This window comes from Ruminococcus sp. B05, from assembly GCF_003628495.1.
Lineage (GTDB): Bacteria > Bacillota > Clostridia > Lachnospirales > Lachnospiraceae > Schaedlerella > Schaedlerella hominis.
In genome coordinates this window covers 1-17,100 of record NZ_RBZR01000005.1, presented here as the reverse complement: position 1 = coordinate 17,100, position 17,100 = coordinate 1, and the positions used below count along the sequence as shown (strand labels likewise).

Genomic DNA, 17,100 nt, shown 5'->3' with positions numbered 1-17,100 from the left:
GGGAGGTTTCAGTTATGAGGATTCGGGATTTACTTGCACCGGAAAGCATTTGTCTGAATGGAGCCGCAGCAGACAAAAAAGATGTACTAAATCAGATGGTCGATCTGATGGCAAAAAGCGGAAAGGTATCTGATAAGGAAAATTATCTGGCAGCTGTATTTGCAAGAGAAGAGGAAGGGACAACAGGAGTAGGAGACGGAATTGCAATTCCTCATGGAAGATGTACAGGAGTAAATAAGCCGGGACTTGCAGCTATGGTACTGCCACAGGGAGTTGAGTATGAGGCTCTGGATGATGAGCCGGTTAATCTGATCTTTCTTATTGCTGCACCGGAAGGGGCTGGAAATGTACACATCACAATTTTGAGCAAGTTGTCGATGATGCTGATGGATGACACATTTACAGAATCTCTTCGCAAAGCAAAATCAGTAGAAGAGTTTCTTAATATTATAGATGCAGCAGAGACGGAAAAGGATGATGCAGATGCTGCAAAGGAAAAAGCGGCAGCCCAGACGGATCTTGCAGCAGATAAAGAGAAAGACAATCAGAAATTAATTCTTGCGGTAACAGCATGTCCAACCGGAATTGCCCACACATATATGGCAGCTGAGAGCATTGAGAAGGCAGCAAAGAAAAAAGGATACCTTGTAAAAGTAGAGACAAGAGGATCCGGTGGAGCTAAAAATGTTCTGACAGAAGAAGAAATCGAAGCCGCAGACGGAATTATTGTAGCAGCAGATACAAATGTTCCGATGGATAGATTTGATGGAAAAGCATTGATTGAATGTCAGGTTTCACATGGAATCAACAAGGCTGATGAGTTAATCGATACAATTGTTTCAGGACAGGCAGAAATTTATAAGGCGGCTGCACCTACTAAAAAATCAAACGCACAGTCGATGAGCGGCGGTGTGGGGCATACAATTTACAAACATTTGATGAATGGTGTATCTCACATGCTTCCATTCGTTGTAGGCGGAGGTATCCTGATCGCGATTGCGTTTTTGATCGATGGGTTATGTATAGACTTAAATGCTTTGAGTGCGGCAGAGAGAGCAAACTTTGGTACAATCACACCAATCGCAGCAACATTTAAAACAATTGGTGGCGTTGCATTTGGATTTATGCTACCAATCCTTGCAGGATTTATCGCAATGAGTATTGCTGACAGACCGGGACTTGTGGCAGGTTTTGTAGGCGGAGCAATCGCAGCAAACGGAACATCGGGATTTCTGGGAGCATTGGCAGCAGGTTTCCTTGCAGGATTTATTGTAAATCTGATTAAAAAAGTATGTGAAAAATTACCGGATTCACTGGAAGGTATCAAACCGGTATTACTCTACCCTGTATTTGGCGTACTATTGATGGGATTGAGTATGACATTTATTATTGAACCAATCGTTGGAGTTATTAACACTGGATTGAACAATGGTCTGGGAAGCTTAAGTGGAATGAATGCAGTTCTTCTTGGAGCAATCCTCGGAGGAATGATGTCAATCGATATGGGTGGCCCATTCAACAAGGCAGCTTATGTATTCGGTACAGCATCTATCGCAGCAGGAAACTATAACATTATGGCAGCAGTTATGGTAGGAGGAATGGTTGCACCATGTGCGATCGCTCTTGCAACACTCTTATTTAAAAATAAATTTACAGTGGAAGAACGTAAATCCGGACCTACAAACTTTGTTATGGGCCTGTCATTTATTACAGAAGGAGCAATTCCATTTGCTGCATCAGATCCGCTGCATGTACTTCCAGCTTGTATTGTCGGATCTGCACTTGCAGGAGCTTTGTCTATGGCATTTAACTGTACACTGATGGCACCTCATGGTGGAATCTTTGTATTCCCTGTTGTAGGTAATCCGATCATGTATGTGGTTGCACTTGTGGCAGGAACTATTGTAGGAGCAATTTTACTTGGTATATTGAAAAAAACAGTAGAAAATGAGTAGAATTGTAAAAATGTACAGAGTTTTCATAAAAATAAGCGTAATATAAGAAAAAATGAATGAAATTTTACCGGGGGTAAAATTAATGCTTGCCTTTTAAAAAGGTTTGAGTTATATTGTAAGCAGGAAATGAAACAGGGGCGTTCCAAGGATACTTGGAGTGCCTCTTTTTTTTCTGGACATAAACTATTTTGGGAAAAGGAGAAGAACAATGAGCACAGAATTATTAAATGTGGCTGACATTTTTGGAGAAAACGTATTTAACGATACGGTTATGCAGGAACGTTTACCAAAAAAGATTTATAAAAACTTAAAGAAAACAATTGAAGAGGGAAAAGAGCTGGATCTTGAGACAGCAGATGTCATTGCTCATGAGATGAAAGAATGGGCAATCGAAAAGGGAGCGACACATTACACACACTGGTTTTTACCATTGACAGGTGTTACAGCAGAGAAGCATGATTCATTTATTTCGGCTCCACTTCCAAGTGGAAAAGTATTGATGAGTTTTTCAGGAAAAGAACTGATCAAAGGGGAACCGGATGCATCTTCATTCCCATCAGGCGGACTTCGTGCTACATTTGAGGCCAGAGGATATACAGCATGGGATTGTACTTCACCTGCATTTGTCAGACAGGATGCAGCGGGAGCTACACTTTGCATTCCTACAGCATTCTGTTCTTATACAGGAGAAGCTCTTGATCAGAAGACTCCACTTCTTAGATCAATGGAAGCTATCAATACACAGGCACTCAGACTTCTCCGTTTATTTGGAAATACAACATCAAAAAAGGTAACTCCATCTGTTGGTGTTGAACAGGAATATTTCCTGGTTGATGCAGAGAAGTTTATGCAGAGAAAAGATTTAATCTATACAGGACGTACATTGTTTGGAGCTATGCCTCCAAAAGGACAGGAGTTGGACGATCACTATTTCGGAACAATCCGTCAGAGAATTGCATCCTTCATGAGAGATGTTAACATCGAGCTGTGGAAAGTCGGTGTATCTGCAAAGACACAGCACAATGAGGTTGCACCGGCACAGCATGAGCTTGCTCCGATTTATGCAGAAGCGAATATCGCAGTAGATCACAACCAGATCATCATGCAGACATTGAAGAGAGTTGCATGTCAGCATGGTATGAAGTGTCTGCTTCATGAGAAACCATTTGCGGGAGTTAATGGTTCAGGTAAACATGATAACTGGTCTATCACGACAGATGATGGAATCAATATGTTAGAGCCAGGTAAGACACCTCACGAAAATACACAGTTTTTACTCGTACTTGCATGTATTTTAAAGGCAGTATACAAACATGCAGATTTGCTTCGTCAGTCAGCAGCTGATCCGGGAAATGACCACAGACTTGGAGCAAATGAGGCACCACCGGCAATTATCTCTGTATTCCTTGGAGAACAGCTTGAGGATGTAAGACAGCAGCTGATCAGCACAGGTACAGCTACACACAGTTTGAAAGGTGGAAAATTGGAAACAGGTGTTACAACACTTCCGGATCTTTCCAAAGATGCTACAGATAGAAACAGAACATCACCATTTGCATTTACAGGAAATAAATTTGAATTCCGTATGGTTGGCTCTCGTGACTCTGTTGCAAATTCAAACATCGTATTGAACACAATCGTTGCGGAAGCATTTGCAGATGCTTGTGACGTTCTTGAAAAGGCAGATGACTTTGAACTTGCAGTACATGACCTGATCAAAGAATACATGATCGAAAGTGATAAAGTTGTATTTAACGGAAATGGTTATTCTGATGAGTGGGTAGCAGAAGCAGAGAGACGTGGACTTCCAAATATTAAATCTATGGTAGAGTCTATTCCTGCAATTACAACAGATAAAGCAGTTGCATTGTTCGAGAGATTTAGTGTGTTTACAAAAGCCGAGCTTGAATCACGTGCAGAGATTGAGTATGAAGCATATGCGAAAGCAATTAATATCGAGGCTCGCACAATGATCGATATGGCAAGTAAACAGTTTATCCCGGCTGTTATGAAATATACAAAACAGCTTGCGGATACAGTGATCGCTGTAAAAGAAGCAGGAGTGGACGCAGAAGTTCAGGCAGAAGCACTTAGAGAAGTTTCAGTACTTTTAAAAGAAGCAAAAGAAACACTTGCTACATTAAAGAAAGCAACAGAAGAAGCAGCAGAAAAAGAAGAAGGAGAAGTTCAGGCAACATACTATCATTCAGAAGTTGTTCCTGCAATGGAAGCACTTCGTGTGCCGGTTGACAAGCTGGAAATGATTGTGGACAAAGAAGCTTGGCCAATGCCTTCGTATGGAGATTTGATCTTCGAGGTTTAATACATAAAAAATATATAAGGCCAGAAGTTCTGATAACAAAGAGAAGCGGATTCCGAAATGGAGTTCGCTTTTTCTGTTGCATTATAAACTGACAAAATAACTAAGATTCTGTTATAATGATAAACAGTGATAATTAAACGGAGGAAATGGTATGGAAATGTATCAGGAATTATTAAAAGAGACGGAGGAAAATGGAAGTGCAGCACTGATAACTACATTGGGAGAGTCATTAGAAAAGAATGTGTTTCGAAAAGAAGAAGCATCTGAGATTATCCAAAATGCGGTCGAGGAAGCGAAAATGGAAGGAGAACCGCGACTTGTAGAAGACGGCGATAAAAAGTATTTTGTAGAATCATTTTGCCGTGAAGAGCGCCTGATTATTCTTGGAGGGGGACATGTAGGACTGGCACTGGCAGAGTTTGCTGCAAGAGTCGGTTTTCAGGTATGTGTGGTGGACGACAGACCATCATTTGCAAACACAGTGCGTTTCCCGTGGGCAGCAGAAGTATTGTGTGAGGGATTTGCAAGTGCAATTGAAAAGCTTCAGATAAATGAATATGACTACATTACAATTCTTACAAGAGGACACAGACATGATGGGGACTGTCTGCGTGCATTGTATAAACAGAAAAAAAGTGCATATCTTGGTATGATTGGTTCCAGAAGACGAGTAAAACAATTGAAAGAACAGCTTCACGAAGAAGAGAACATTTCACAGGAATGGTTAGATTTTATTCATTCTCCGATTGGATTGAGCATTGGAGCAGTCAGTCCGGAAGAAATTGCGATTGCAATTTTAGCAGAAATTATTCAGGTGAAGCGTACAGAACAGAGAACAGATAAGGTAATGTCGTCTGATGTGGATATGAGAGTGATGGAACGATTGGCTAACCCGGATGAAAAAAGAAAAGAACAAGGGAAGGCCGTTGTGACAATCATTGAGACAAAAGGTTCTACACCGAGAAAATCAGGAGCAAAGATGATCGTATATGAAGATGGTACAATTGAAGGTACAATCGGAGGTGGATGTGCAGAGGCAGGCATATCACAGACAGCAAGACAGATTATTCAAAAAGGCGGTTATCTGATCCAGCATATAGATATGACAGGAGCAGTAGCGGAAGATGAAGGAATGGTTTGTGGCGGTGTTATGAAAGTGTTAATTGAGAAGGCATAAAAGACAGCAGTGACAGGATGGAGGAAGTTATAGAAGATGCAGTCAGCAGTAGAATTAAAACAGTTATTAGATAGAATTGATCACAGAGGATATCCGGCATATAAAGATACAAAAGGACAATATCAGTTCCAAGGATATGTCTTTTCCATTGATCATGTGCAGGGAGACCCATTTGCATCCCCATCAAAGGTGAGTGTGCAGGTGAAGGGGAGTACAGCAGGATTTCCGGAAGAATTATATAAAGGCAGACACCAGAGGGCAGCGCTGCAAGATGAGATGACGCGTCAGTTTTACCGTGCAATTCAAAAGTATGCTTTTCGGGCAAAAGGCTCCGGGAAAAGCGGATTGATATCCGTGAGTAAATGTGGCCAGGAAGTGTTGGAACGTACTGCGTGTGAAATAAATCCGAAAAACGGAGATGTTAAGCTTCGTTTTGAAGTGGGATTTCCGGCAAATGGACGCACGATCAATGCACGAGAACTGGAAAAGATTGTATTTGGATTTCTTCCGGAGTGTGTAGAACAGAGCTTGTTTTATAAAAATTGTGATAAGAAACGTGTTCGTTCTATAATTGATCTTGCAGAGGATCAGCAATATATCAGAGACGAATTAGAAAAGAATGATTTGATTGCATTTGTGGCAAATGGAGCAATCCTTCCGAGAGAATCCGGTGTTTCGGATAAACCGATGAAGGGGGCAGTGAGATTTCAGTCGCCAAAGGAAATGGAAGTTACCATGAAATTGCCACACAAAGGGGAAATCTCCGGGATGGGAATCCGGCGAGGTATTACATTGATTGTCGGTGGTGGCTATCACGGAAAATCAACGTTGTTAAAAGCATTGGAACTGGGTGTGTATAACCATATCCAGGGGGACGGAAGAGAGTATGTGATCACGAAAGACGATGCAATGAAGATTCGGGCAGAAGATGGAAGAAGCATCAAAAAAACGGATATTTCGATGTTTATTAATGACCTTCCAAATGGAAAGGATACGAGAGGATTTTACACAGAAGATGCAAGTGGAAGTACGTCGCAGGCGGCAAATGTTATTGAAAGCATGGAAGCCGGGGCAAGTGTGATGCTGATTGATGAAGATACAAGCGCGACTAATTTCATGATTCGTGACGAATTGATGCAAAGAGTCATTCATCGGGATATGGAGCCGATCACTCCATTTATCGATCGAATTTTAGAACTGTATCAGGTATATGGCATTTCTACGGTGATAGTAGCAGGTAGTTCAGGTGCATATTTTCATATTGCGGATACAATCATCCAGATGGATCGTTATGAGCCAAAAGAGATTACAAAGCTGGCAAAAGAGACAGCGAAAGATTTTCCGGCGATGAGCGGGATGGAAAATCCGGCGGAAAAACCGGTTTTCATAAGATGTCCAAGACAAGGCAGAGGATTTAAACCGAATGACAGAATCAAAATGAAAACGATGGGAAAAGAGATGGTTCAACTTAATCGGGAGAACATTGATCTTAGATATGTGGAACAATTGGCAGATACCGAGCAGGTCAGTGCATTAGGATACTGTGTGAGATATGCGGAAAAGCATTTATTCCAGGGGAAAGATAGCATACAAAATGTAGTGGATAAACTGGAAGAAAAGATTTGCAGGGAAGGTCTTTCGAGTCTTTGTGAGAGTAATGCAAGTGTGGCAAATCTTGCAATGCCAAGAAGACAGGAAATATTTGCATGTCTGAATCGATATCGGGGGTTAAATCTATGAGATTTTTTCATTTATCTGATCTGCATATTGGAAAGCAGCTTCATTCATATAACCTGAGGCAGGATCAGGAGCATATTTTGCAGGAAGTAGTATCTTATGCAGAAAAAATAAGACCGGATGCAATTGTATTTGCCGGTGATATTTATGATAAATCGGTGCCGTCTGCGGAAGCCGTGAGGATATTTGATGAGTTTCTCACAAAGCTTTCGAGTCTGGAACCTGCGATTCCGATTTTGATAATCGCAGGAAATCATGATTCTGCACAGAGGCTGAATTATGCCAGTCAGATATTGAAACGGCAGAACATTTATATAGCCGGAAATGTACCGGAAACAGAGGATGAATATTTAAAAAAACTGACTTTACAGGATGAAGAAGGCAAGGTTAATTTTTATTTTCTTCCGTTTTTGAAGCCGGGATATGTCAGAGGTGTGTTCGATGAAGAGATTCCGGAGAGTTATGAAGCGGCGGTAAGAAAAATACTGGAGCGGGAACATATTGATTGGAATGAGAGAAATGTATTGATATCCCATCAGTTCTATGCAGGAAGAGGACAGAAGATGGAGCGGTCAGAGTCTGAGACAGCATCAGTGGGCGGTCTGGATCTGATTGACAGCAGTTGCGTACAGAATTTTGATTATGTGGCACTGGGACATTTGCATGGGGCACAAAGAGCGGGAGCAGAGCATATCCGTTATTGTGGAACTTTGTTAAAATATTCGGTCAGTGAAGCAAATCAGAATAAAACACTGCACTTAATTTCACTTGGAAAAAAAGAAGATGCAGTACAGGTAGAAGAACTTCCGTTACATCCGCTTCGGGATGTGCGAAAAGTAAGAGGAGAGCTCGAAGAAATCATTGCGGATGCGAAGCTTGAGAATAAAGATGATTATATCAGTGTGACATTGACAGATGAGGTGGATCCATATAAACCAAAAGAGCAGTTAGAGAGAGTATATTCGCACATTTTGGAAGTACGAATGGATAATACAAGAACTCGTAAAAAACTAGAAGAGTTTGAAGAGGAAGCAGTGGTGTCAGACCCGCTGACTGTATTTGAAGAATTTTTTGAGGAAATGCAGGGAAGAGCGATGAATGAGGAAGAGAAGTCCCTTCTTGTAGAAGTATTAGAAGAAGCAGGAGAGTGAGAAAATGAGACCAGTCAAATTAATAATGTCAGCATTTGGTTCTTATGCAGGAGAGGAGATTGTTGATTTTTCAAAATTAAATACAGGACTTTTTCTCATTAGTGGGGATACCGGTTCGGGAAAGACAACCATATTTGATGCGATCACATATGCGCTCTACGATAAGACAAGCGGTGGAAAGCGTGAAGGAAATATGATGCGAAGCCAGTATGCTGAGGATGATGTGGAGACTTATGTGGAGTTTACATTTTCATATCGAGAGCAGATTTATACTATCCGAAGAAATCCAGAATATCAAAGACTTGGAAAACGGCGTCTGGCAGATGGCTCTCCACGTTACGTGAAAGAAACTTCAAAGGTAAGTCTGCTTATGCCGGATGGAAAAGAATTCAGGGGAAAGAAACGGGAAATTGATGCAAAGATTGAAGAAATCATGGGATTGGATGCAAATCAGTTTATGCAGATTGCAATGATCGCACAGGGAGATTTCTTAAAACTATTACATGCTGAATCAAAAGAACGAAAACTGATATTTTCAAAAATATTTCAGACTAATTTGTACTATCGGGTTGAGGAAAAACTAAAAGAGCGTGCAAAGCAGCTTTATATTCAGGTGGAGGAAACCAGAAAAGACATATTGAGAGAGATGGAGCGGGTAGAACTGCCGGACGAAATAGAAGACCGGGAAGAACTGGAAAAGAGATGGCGGCTCTTATCGAGTCTTGATATGCCTCCAATTGAGGAAGTGATGGATTGTCTGAGAGACATTGTGGAAATAGGCAAGAATTGGGAGAAAGAATCTGAGAAGCAGACCAATGCATTGCAGAAAAAAATCGAGACATTAAATCTTCAGATTCAAAGACAAGAGGAAATCAATGCATTGTTTCAGGCATTGGAGAAGGCACAGCAGGAGGAAGAAAAATTAAAGGAAAAAACGTCAGAGATTGTATTGCTTAAAGCCCGGATTACAGAGAGTAAATCTGCACAGAAGATTCTGGTGGAAGAACTGAAATTGCAGAAATTAAAGTCAGAATATGAGAAGGTTGAAAAGGCAGTAGGGGAATTAAAAGAATGGTTTGAAAATGTGATGCAAAAAGAATTAAAGTTGCAGGAAATTTATGAGAAATCACAGGAAATGTGGGAGAACAATAACGATTCACTGCAAGAACAGATCATTTGTCTATCTAATCTACTGCCGCATTATGAGAAAATCCGAAAGCTGGAACAGGATAAAGAAAATGCAGTTGTGATTTTGAAAAAACATATGGAAAACAGCAGAATGGCATCTGAGAAATATGAAAATCTATATCAGCGATTTTTTGAAGAGCAGGCCGGAATTTTGGCAGGACAGCTAAAAGAGGGAAGAGCGTGTCCGGTGTGCGGTTCCTTGACACATCCACACCCTGCAAGGATTAACCAGGATGCGCCGAATCAGCAGCAGGTAGAGAGTGCAAAGAAGGAGCGTGATGCTGCAGAAAAAAAACGTTCACAGGCGACAGAAGGTTTTCAGCAAATTCAGGGAGAATTAAAATCAGAATATGCACAGCTCGAGGAAGTTCTGGAGATGCAAAAGAAGGATGCAGAAGAAAGATGGGACGAAGAGCGTGTCAGGGAAAAACTAAAGGTCTTAAAACAAGAGCGTAATATTTTGCAGTCGGACTATGAAAAAGCACAGAAAAATATGCAAACGTTCAATGAAGAAAAAACGCATAAGAAAGGTCTGTTAGAGAGTAGGGAGGAGCAACGATTTGAGCTTGCGCAGAGTGTATCTGAACAAACAAAAGTGTGGGAGCAGGTATTTAAGGCAGAAAAATTCCAGAGCATAGAAAGCTATGAACAGGCAAAGACCGGAATTTCTAAGATAGAAAAGCAGGAGGCGGAAATTCAGAAATATGAACAGGAGTGTGTTCGCGTTCAGACAACGATTCAGAATTTGAAAGAGCAGACGGCGTCAAAACAGCGGATAGATGTGAAAGAAGAACAGGAAACAGCAGCGAAATACCAGAGCGAGTGGAAGGAATGGAAAGCAAAGCATCTGGCAAGACATAGTGTGCAGAATAAAAATAAAGAGGCACAAAAGAAATTGAAGAGCTATGCAGAAAAATCCGGCATACTTCAAAAGCGGTATGAGATGGTTGGCAACTTAAGCAGGACTGCAAATGGAAATCTGGCAGGAAGTGCAAAATTAGACTTCGAAACATATGTACAGCGGAAATATTTCAAACAGATTATTGCAGCGGCAAACAGAAGGCTTGTAAAAATGACTTCCAATGAATTTATTTTACAGTGTCGGGAAGTGAAAAACTTAAGCAGCAGAGGAGAGGCCGGTCTGGATTTGGATGTGTACCATATGGTAAGTGCAACTACAAGAGATGTAAAGACATTGTCAGGAGGAGAGTCCTTTATGGCAGCACTTGCAATGGCATTGGGACTTTCTGATATAATCCAAAATACAGTGGGAGCAGTACAACTTGAGACGATGTTTGTAGATGAAGGGTTTGGTTCATTAGATGATGAAGCAAGAGAACGTGCAGTACAGATACTCAAAGAGCTGGCGGGAGAAAAAACTCTTGTGGGAATCATTTCCCATGTAAATGAACTGAAAGAAGAAGTAGACTGGCAGCTACAAGTAAGAAAGACCGAAAAAGGCAGCCAGGCAAGATGGAATTTTTAATAGGTGCCAACGGGGGGAGGCCAATCGGGGACGGAGTTTAGTGGCTTTTTTTGCTCGCAAAAAAAGCCCGCAAAATCCGGGCCCCACTGGGCAGGCCCCCCCCGTTTGGCCCCGGGGGGGGGCCAAATGTGGGTGACTTTTTTTGTTTTTTTTTTTTCCACAAAAAAAACCCCACTAAACTCCGTCCCCGATTGGCACTCCCCTCCCCGTTGGCACTCCTCTCACTTTCAAAACATCCTCACACTTCTAACACAGAACGTTCACAAAAATCTGTTACCTTTGTATCAGTTTGATAGATTAGGGAGGTAAAGCGTTGATAGAGGTAAAAGATTTAGTGAAAAAATACGGAAGTCATCTGGCTGTGGACCATCTGAGTTTTACATTGGAATCAGGTAAGATTTATGGTTTTCTGGGGCCAAATGGTGCCGGGAAATCTACAACAATGAATATCATGACAGGATATCTGGGTGCGACCAATGGAAGTGTTCTGATTGACGGGCATGACATTTTGAAGGAGCCGGAAGAGGCGAAGAAACAAATCGGGTATCTGCCGGAGCTTCCACCATTATATATGGATATGACAGTACAAGAGTATTTGGAATTTGCGGCAGAGTTAAAGAAATTGCCAAAAGAGAAAAGAGAGTCCGATATCAGTGAAGTAATGAAATTGACAAGACTTCAGGATGTTTCAGATCGTCTGATCAAGAATCTTTCAAAAGGATATAAACAGAGAGTTGGGCTGGCACAGGCTATTTTAGGGTTTCCGGAGATTATTATTTTGGATGAGCCTACAGTTGGGCTGGATCCAAAACAGATTATAGAAATTCGTGAGCTGATCAGAACACTCTCAAAGAAGCATACCGTTATTTTAAGTTCACATATTCTTGCAGAGGTAAGAGAGGTATGTGATTATATTCTGATTATTTCAAAAGGGAAATTAGTTGCAAGCGATACACCGGAGAATCTGGAACTGTTAAGAAACGGAGCGTCCAGCCTGGAGTTAGAGGTGAAAGCTGCACCGGAGACTGCTCGGGCAATTTTGTCAACAATTGATGACATTGATGCGATGGAAATGCATAGTGAAAATGAAAATCTTACGAGAGTAAAGCTTGAGACAAAAAATGGGGCAGATATCCGTGAAGCAGTATTTTATGCATTTGCAGAAGAAAAGTGCCCATTGTTGGAAATGAAGACTGCAAAGGCAAGTCTGGAAGACATCTTTATGGAACTGACACAGAAGGAGGAATCGAACGATGCTGGCAATTTATAAAAGAGAATTCAAGTCCTATTTCCAGTCTATGGTGGGATGTGTTTTTGTTGCATTTCTCGTTGCATTTACGGGAATTTATTTTACCGCATATAATTTGAACGCAGGATATCCGTATTTTTCTTATACATTGTCTGGCTCGCTGATCGTATTTATTGTAGGGATTCCGCTTATCACGATGAGAAGCTTTGCGGAGGAAAGAAAAAACAAAACAGATCAGTTGTTGTTGACGGCACCGGTGAGTCTTACAAAGATTGTGTTAGGAAAATATTTGGCAATGATTTCAGTTGTCGCAATCCCAAATCTTATCTTTTGTCTCTTTCCGCTATTGATCAAGATGAATGGAACAGCATACTTAAAGACAGATTATATTTCAATCGGAGTCTTTTTCCTTCTGGGATGTGTTTATGTAGCGATAGGGATGTTTATGTCAGCATTGACAGAGAGCCAGATGATTGCATTTATCACAACATTCGGACTTTTATTGATATTATATCTGTGGAACGGAATCATCGGATTTCTCCCATCCTCTGCGATTGGTTCGCTGATCGGCTTGATTGTTGTTTTCACGCTCATAATTGCTTATGTTTATCATATGACAGAAAACTGGATGCTTAGTGCGGTTTTAGAAGTGCTCGGTATTGTAGCGAGTGTTGCTACATACATTGTGAAATCCAGTTTATTTGAAAACCTGTTAACAAAAATACTCGGAAAGCTTGCATTGGCAGACGTATTTACGGATATTACGAATAATCACATTGTTGATATTACAGGAATTGTACTGTATTTGTCTGTAATTGCGATACTTATTGTTCTGACGATACAGGCAATTCAGAAGAGACGTTGGAGTTAGGAGGTTCGGGCTGTGGAAAAGATTAAGAAATTATTTCAGACAACAGGAACGAAACAGGGCTCATTTAGCATAGGAGTAACGGCAATTGTAATAGCGATTGTAGTAGTTGCGAATATGATCATAGGCCAGTTACCTGAAAAATATCGAAATATTGATGTGAGCAGCACAAAAATATATGAAATCAGTGATACAAGTAAAGATTTGCTGAAAGAACTGGATCACAAAGTAACATTGACAGTACTGGCTGTGAAGGATGAGACAGATGATCGTATTACAACATTTTTAAGTAAGTATGCAGGACTTTCAAAAAATGTTTCTGTAAAATGGATTGACCCGGTGCTGCATCCGTCTGCATTGACAGAGAATAATGCAGAAAAAGATACAATTGTTGTAAAATGTGAAGACACAGGAAAAAGTACGACAGTAGCATTTAGTGACATCATCGTGCAGGATATGTCATCCTATTATTATACAGGAAGTGCATCGGAGTCAGAGTTTGATGGAGAAGGTCAGCTGACAAGTGCGATCAATTATGTGACAAGTGATGCCAGCCAGACGGTTTATAGAACATCTGGGCATGGAGAGTCTACATTTTCAACAACGATATCAGATTTAATGAAGAAGAACAACTATAATGTAGAAGAATTGAATTTGGTTATGAATACAGAAATCCCGGATGACTGTGACCTTCTTATGATGTATGCACCGACAAATGATCTGTCACAGGAAGAGGCGGACGTCTTGAAGAATTATCTGAAGTCAGGCGGTAAAGTGATGCTGATTCTTGGAGATACAACTTCAGAGCAATTGCCGAATTTAATGGGCATTTTATCTGATTACGGAATGAAAGAAGCTGATGGATATATCGCAGATCCAAAGCGTTGCTATCAGGGAAATGCATATTATCTCTTCCCACAATTATCTGTGTCCGGGGACTTGGCAAATGGAATTTCATCTCAGATGGTTCTTCTTGCAAATACACATGGTCTGGAATTGAGTGACCCTGCAAGAGATACGATTTCAGTAAATGCATTTATGTCTACAACAAATAATGCATATGCGGTGACGGAGGATGCGCAGACAGAAGGCAGTTATACACTTGGAGTTGTCGCGACAGAGAGTATCAGTAAGGATGATGGAGAGGATACCAAGGACGAAAATAGTACAGATGACAGTGAGACACGAAAGAGCCGTCTGACAGTGATTTCTTCAGCAAGTATGATTGATTCTCAGATTACAGATGCATTTACGACATTAGAAAATACAACATTATTTATGAATGCAGTGACAGCAAACTTTGATGGTGTCAAAAATATTTCCATTGAGCCAAAAAGTCTTTCCGTAGAATATAATACAGTGCAGCATTCAGGTCTTTTGAGTCTGCTGGTAATCTTCGGGGTTCCAATCGTACTTTTGATTGGTGGATTTTCAGTATGGTATCGCAGAAGAAAAGCGTAATTACAAATTAAAATCTGAATAGAAAGAAAGGCGTGCCGTATGGATAAAAAGAAAAAGCAGATGTGCATACTTTGTGGCGTGTTACTTCTCTTGCTGGTAGTATATTTTGGAATTCAGACAATGATAAAGCATCAGGAGAAGAAAACAAAGGAAGAAAAAGAAGCATCGACAATTTATATAACAGATGTAGAAGATGTGTCTCTGATTAATTACGATGTCGGAGAAGGGACGCAAACATTTGAAAAACAGGATGGAAACTGGGTCTATGTAAAAGACCCGGATTTCCCGTTAGACGAGAGTTATCCGGAACAGATTGTAGAAACCTTTGGAAAGTTGAAGGCAGAACGTGAGTTGGAAGGCGGAGATGAGCTTGCAGATTATGGTCTGGATGACCCGGCTTATCGGATTCAATTGACAGATGAAAATGGAGATAAGACATCGGTTTATTTTGGAAATGATTCCGGGGATGATTCATATTATGTAATGGTGGATGATACAAAGAAGGTCTATACAGTAAACAGCGAGGTACTCCAGGACTTACAGCATAGTCTGGAAGATATGGCGAAGTTAGATGAATACCCGACGATTGGAAGCGGTAATCTTAAGAAAGAAGTTATTACACAGAACGGACAGGCAACCACATATGATTCGGAAAATGATGATGATACTGAGAAGATCGCAGCGGTAGCAGGAGGTCTCGGAGTAGTGAGTCTGGATAAAGTTGCGGATTATTCCGTGGAAGATGAGCATTTGTCAGAGTATGGGCTGGATGAAAAATCCAGAATTACAGTAGAAGCAACCTATTCAGAAGAGAAAAAAGAAAAGGTGCTGACTCTTTATATTGGAAAAGAGGATGGCAGTGGAAACCGTTATGTGATGATCAACGATTCTAAGATTGTATATTTGATTTCAACAGAAATCTGTAACAACATTTTGAATGTAGAGGATTAAGAAACGTTTTCAGTGTGTTAAAAACCGCGTGGCAAATATTTTTAGAAACATTTAAGAAATAATTTATTGACTTTCAGTTAAAAAGAGAGGAAAATGTCCTTCTATAGGAAAGCGAGGTTGAAATCAATGAAAGATAAAATGATGCGTTTTTTGCAGGGAAGATATGGAGTGGATGCATTGTCGAAGTGTTTGCTCGGAGTTGGTCTGGTTGCCGTGATACTGGCAGCATTTTTTGGAGGAAAGGCTGCGGGAAATATATTGTATATCATTGGATGGGTTGCAATCATTTATTGTTATTTCCGTATTTTTTCTAAGAATATTACGAAACGTTATGCAGAAAATCAAAAATATCTCGCAAAGACATATAAGCTTCGTAGTTTTTTCTACAAGCAGAAAGAACTGATGAAACAGAGAAAAGTTTATCATATTTATAAATGTCCGAGTTGTAAGCAGAAGATTCGTATTCCACGTGGAAAAGGAAAGATTGAAGTGAGATGTCCGAAATGTGGAACGACATTTATAAAGAAAAGCTGATGTATAAGTGAATTATGAGAACGTTGGAAAACGGTGCCAAAGATTATTGGTGCCGTTTTCTAAAATTATGATATAATGAGCGAAAAAGAAAAGGAAGCGACGCCGCAGGCGGCATTTACTTTTCTTGAGCCATTAGTGAGCGAACAGTCTGCGAAGCAGACGGTAGAGCGCGTAAGCGTGGGTTCGTGATGTAATAAATTACAAATGCGAGAGAAACGGAGAAAAGAGATGATAGATCCATATCAGATACTTGGGGTGTCGCAAGATGCGTCAGAAGATGAGATAAAAAAAGCATATCGTTCGTTGAGCAGAAAGTATCATCCGGATGCGAATATTAACAATCCCAATAAAGAAGAAGCAGAAGCTAAATTCAAGGAAGTGCAGCAGGCATATCAGAAGATTATGGATGAGCGTGCAAGAGGATATTCCGGAGGTGGCACATACGGGAATGGAAGTCCGTTTGGCAATACATATGGGGATCCGTTTGGCGGCATGTATGGCAATCCATTTGGCGGTGCATATCAGGGCAATCAAGGTGGAGCAGGTGCTTCGGGAGAGTCAGAGACAGACATGCATCTTCGTGCAGCGGCAAACTATATTCAAAGCGGACATTTTGCAGAAGCATTGAATGTATTAGATGGAATTAAAGAAAGAAGAGCATTGTGGTATTTTTACAGTGCGTCGGCAAATTCCGGAGTTGGAAATAATGTGACCGCACTCGAACATGCACAAAAAGCGGTAGAATTGGAACCGAATAACCTGCAGTACCAGATGCTGTTGCAGCGTCTCCAAGGTGGCGGAGGCTGGTATCAGCAGAGACAGGGAATGTATGGATATCCTGTCGGTACAGGAGATGCCTGTATGAAGGCTTGCATAGCAACGGCATTGTGTAATCTGTGTTGCGGTGGAGGGTGCTGTTATGTGCCAGTTTCTCCGGGCGGTGGTTTCATGTAACTAATAGAGCCGGTTGGGGACGGAGTTTTGAGAGCCGATTGGGGACGGAGTTTGGTGGCTTTTTTG

General features: G+C 40.9%; 12 protein-coding genes. All 12 read left to right on the top strand.

The features are described 5' to 3' along the window. Window positions 1-14: 14 nt before the first annotated feature. The 12 genes from D8Q48_RS05525 to D8Q48_RS05470 all read left to right on the top strand — a co-directional run bounded on the left by D8Q48_RS05525 (window position 15) and on the right by D8Q48_RS05470 (window position 17,034). A complete protein-coding gene (locus D8Q48_RS05525) occupies window positions 15-1,955 on the top strand; it encodes a fructose-specific PTS transporter subunit EIIC (RefSeq protein ID WP_121055786.1) in 1,941 nt (646 codons plus the stop codon). Window positions 1,956-2,163: 208 nt separating this feature from the next. Beyond that, the gene (locus tag D8Q48_RS05520; RefSeq protein ID WP_117990794.1) at window positions 2,164-4,278 is read left to right on the top strand and encodes a glutamine synthetase III; all 2,115 of its coding nucleotides are present in this window, start codon (window positions 2,164-2,166) and stop codon (window positions 4,276-4,278) included. Window positions 4,279-4,429: 151 nt separating this feature from the next. Continuing rightward, on the top strand, window positions 4,430-5,455 hold the full coding sequence (locus tag D8Q48_RS05515; protein ID WP_117990796.1) for an XdhC/CoxI family protein: 1,026 nt from the start codon (window positions 4,430-4,432) through the stop codon (window positions 5,453-5,455). Window positions 5,456-5,491: 36 nt separating this feature from the next. Next, window positions 5,492-7,195 carry an ABC-ATPase domain-containing protein gene (locus D8Q48_RS05510; RefSeq protein ID WP_121055784.1) on the top strand — a complete coding sequence of 568 codons (1,704 nt, stop codon included), beginning with the start codon at window positions 5,492-5,494 and terminating at the stop codon, window positions 7,193-7,195. After that, on the top strand, window positions 7,192-8,343 hold the full coding sequence (locus tag D8Q48_RS05505) for an exonuclease SbcCD subunit D (RefSeq protein ID WP_118724763.1): 1,152 nt from the start codon (window positions 7,192-7,194) through the stop codon (window positions 8,341-8,343). The genes D8Q48_RS05510 and D8Q48_RS05505 overlap by 4 nt, the downstream gene beginning before the upstream one ends. Before the next feature lie 4 nt (window positions 8,344-8,347). Beyond that, window positions 8,348-11,017 (top strand): SMC family ATPase, encoded by a 2,670-nt coding sequence (locus D8Q48_RS05500; protein ID WP_121055782.1) that lies wholly within the window; start codon window positions 8,348-8,350, stop codon window positions 11,015-11,017. Between the two features lie 313 nt (window positions 11,018-11,330). After that, window positions 11,331-12,287 (top strand): ATP-binding cassette domain-containing protein, encoded by a 957-nt coding sequence (locus tag D8Q48_RS05495; protein WP_121055780.1) that lies wholly within the window; start codon window positions 11,331-11,333, stop codon window positions 12,285-12,287. After that, window positions 12,271-13,137, top strand: coding sequence for an ABC transporter permease subunit (locus tag D8Q48_RS05490; protein ID WP_121055778.1), 867 nt, complete (start codon window positions 12,271-12,273; stop codon window positions 13,135-13,137). Before D8Q48_RS05495 ends, D8Q48_RS05490 begins: the two co-directional genes overlap by 17 nt. Window positions 13,138-13,149: 12 nt before the next feature. Continuing rightward, window positions 13,150-14,595: a GldG family protein gene (locus D8Q48_RS05485; RefSeq protein WP_121055776.1), complete on the top strand. Its 1,446-nt coding sequence runs from the start codon at window positions 13,150-13,152 to the stop codon at window positions 14,593-14,595. A 39-nt stretch (window positions 14,596-14,634) separates the two neighbouring features. Then, window positions 14,635-15,546: a DUF4340 domain-containing protein gene (locus tag D8Q48_RS05480; RefSeq protein WP_121055774.1), complete on the top strand. Its 912-nt coding sequence runs from the start codon at window positions 14,635-14,637 to the stop codon at window positions 15,544-15,546. Window positions 15,547-15,672: 126 nt separating this feature from the next. After that, window positions 15,673-16,080, top strand: coding sequence for a hypothetical protein (locus D8Q48_RS05475; protein WP_117990817.1), 408 nt, complete (start codon window positions 15,673-15,675; stop codon window positions 16,078-16,080). A 228-nt stretch (window positions 16,081-16,308) separates the two neighbouring features. Continuing rightward, window positions 16,309-17,034: a DnaJ domain-containing protein gene (locus D8Q48_RS05470; RefSeq protein ID WP_118724770.1), complete on the top strand. Its 726-nt coding sequence runs from the start codon at window positions 16,309-16,311 to the stop codon at window positions 17,032-17,034. Window positions 17,035-17,100 lie beyond the last annotated feature (66 nt).